This is a genomic window from Mesorhizobium sp. WSM3864 (assembly GCF_002294955.1).
Lineage (GTDB): Bacteria > Pseudomonadota > Alphaproteobacteria > Rhizobiales > Rhizobiaceae > Mesorhizobium.
In genome coordinates, this window is the sequence record NZ_NSGD01000049.1 from 1 (window position 1) to 2,554 (window position 2,554).

Here is a 2,554-nt window from a genome sequence, read left to right on the forward strand (position 1 = left end):
ATTGAACGATGCTGCGACAAATTCGTTCAACGTCAGCTCCTCGCGGAAGCCGGGGTTCCAACACCTGCTTATCGCATGGCAGCGAATGCGATGGATGTAGAAAGCTCTGCCGCCGAAATAGGCCTACCGGTGATTCTTAAGCCCGCCGTAGGCACCGGCAGTAGCGGTGTCCGATTGTGCCGCAACCTCGAAGAGGTAGCCGAGCATACGACCAATTTATTGGGCGGGAAGGACACATGGCTGTCTTCGCCAAAACAACGTAAATGGCAGTCCTCGCCTAGGATACTGGTCGAAGAATTCGTACAAGGCCCTCATTATTGTGTTCATGTAATGGGACATGAGGTAATGGGGGTCGAGGCCGCTGACTTCGGGCGCCCGCCGTATTTCGTCTGTCGTGATATCACCTTCCCGGCCTCGCTGACTGATGTCGAATATAAGCGTATCGCCGATGTTTCGCTGAGCTGTTTGCAAGCCCTCGGCCTTGGCTGGGGGCCAACGACTGTTGAACTCCGGTGGACGAAGCTTGGCCTGGTCGTCATTGAAGTCAATCCGCGACTTTCTGGCGCGCCCGATCCTCTACTGGTTCAACTGGCTTACGGTGTCGATCTCATCACGGAGCACGTTAAGCTTGTCATCGGCGACGAATGGAATTTGCGCAAAAGGCATTCGCACACTGCGGCCGCGAGGTACCTAATTCCCGATTGCGATGGCACTCTCGATTGGATCGATGGCGACAGTCGGGCGGCTGCTATGTCAGGTGTTGCCGAGGTAAAATTGTATTTTGAACCCGAGACGGCGATCGTCAGGAAAGGCGATAACCGAGACCACATAGCACGTGTCATCGCCGCTTCACCCAGCCGTGCTCGGACCGAGGCGATAATTCAGCGTGCCGTAGACTCAATCGACTGGTTGATCAGACCATTTCCGACTCTTGGCTAGCAACAATCTGGGAGCTTGCCGGCTTGCAGGGGCTGACCTGTGAAGCGTCCGAGGATTTGTGCGCTGCTGATCAGGCAGCGCGATCTCGGAGAACTGCTATGCCGGAAGGGATCGAATTGAAGGCGTACCTTGCCTTTCGCTTGCGCCGTGGATTATCTCGCTCTGGCCCCCCCGGCGCTCGTATAGGCTCAACGCCTAGCAGGCTTCTCTGATTGGGGTAGTTGGGGGAAAGCTCCTCCTAATATTTTTCCGGATCATGTCGCCCCGCGGGTCACTTCGCTTCTCTTCGCGGTCGACGTTAGGCCGCCGCATGATGTTGGGGTGGACGGCCCCCGCACGGCATCGATGTGCCAGAATGAGGTCGTTGCAGATCGCAAGCAAAGGAGACCGTCCGTGGAACCAATTATTCGAATTGGCATCGACACGTCACAGCACGTCTTCCAACTCCATGGCGTAAACGTGGCTGAGCGGTGCGGCGCGAGGAGGCGGCAGCGTTGTTCGAGAAGCTGTCGCCGACGGTGATAGCGATCGAAGCGTGCGGCGGATCGGCCGACGATGCGCTTCGTACCGGTCAAGACAGCCGACACCCAGCCGGCATTGATGGCGAGCGACGATTCCGGAGGATGTGGACACTGGAAGGACAATTAAGCGGCCCTCCCGAACCGAGCAACTCGGTTCGACATTCGAGAGAACTGATCCGGCGCCCCGCCGAAAAGATGAGCAGTAGACGATGGCGCCAGCCGGATTGCTCATCGAGGCGAGTGGCCTTGGGTGGATTGCCTAATTTGCATAGTCGTACGTTGCAGAACTGCGGCGGGGAGATGATCAGTGTTCATCGTCGTCACGCTACCCTTTACTAGAAGCTTCTCGGCTTTGCCCTAGTCGCAGGCCAAAATAGAGGGGGTTCATTCAGAACGTTGATTACACGATAGTCGCACGACAACGAGTCAAGCCATCAAGGGCATCGGGCGACCAAGGGAAGACATGTTTGCAAATATCGTTACAGCTTGTTTGCGAACTAGTGCCCTAATCCATCCTCGCGTGATCAACAGGCGGTTCCTGTGCGGCAATGCCGCTTACGGAACGGCGGCAGGATCCAGCCGTTCAACTCGCCAGCGAGGCATTCAACACAATTTACAGAAGTTTAACGACCGAAAATAGCTGACGATGCTATGTTCACTTCGAAGTCTCAGGTCATCAGCTGAGAAACTAATGCCATTTATCTCGCCCCACAGGGCGCAACGTCGGAGTCAATAGCCAGTGGCAAGAAGAGCGCTCGTCCTGATCGAGGGCACAAGCAATATGCTGCTATACGTCCAAGCCGCCCAGCGCCTTGGTTTTAATCCAATTATGCTGTCGGCTGATCCAGCTCAGTACAACTCTCTTTGGGCGGAAAGCATTGAGGCGATCCGTGTCGATACAGACAATCTCGATGCGCTGATCCGCGAATGTTCTCGGCTGCGTGCTGCCAATGACATTGCTGGCATTACGTCTTCCGCAGAGTCGTTCTATGCCACAGCTGGCAAGCTCTGCCGGTATTTCGATTTACCGGGACCGAACCCCGCATCGATTGAACGATGCTGCGACAAATTCGTTCAACGTCAGCTCCTCGCGG

At 55.9% G+C, this 2,554-nt stretch carries 1 protein-coding gene and 2 pseudogenes; all 3 read left to right on the plus strand.

The window, feature by feature from the left end:
- On the plus strand, positions 1-939 hold a 939-nt coding region (locus CK215_RS30480; protein ID WP_141245599.1), incomplete at its 5' end, for an ATP-grasp domain-containing protein.
- A 345-nt stretch (positions 940-1,284) separates the two neighbouring features.
- Positions 1,285-1,487, plus strand: a pseudogene (locus CK215_RS30485) (IS110 family transposase); the annotation flags it as partial.
- Positions 1,488-2,199: 712 nt separating this feature from the next.
- A pseudogene (locus tag CK215_RS30490) lies at positions 2,200-2,554 on the plus strand (hypothetical protein); the annotation flags it as partial.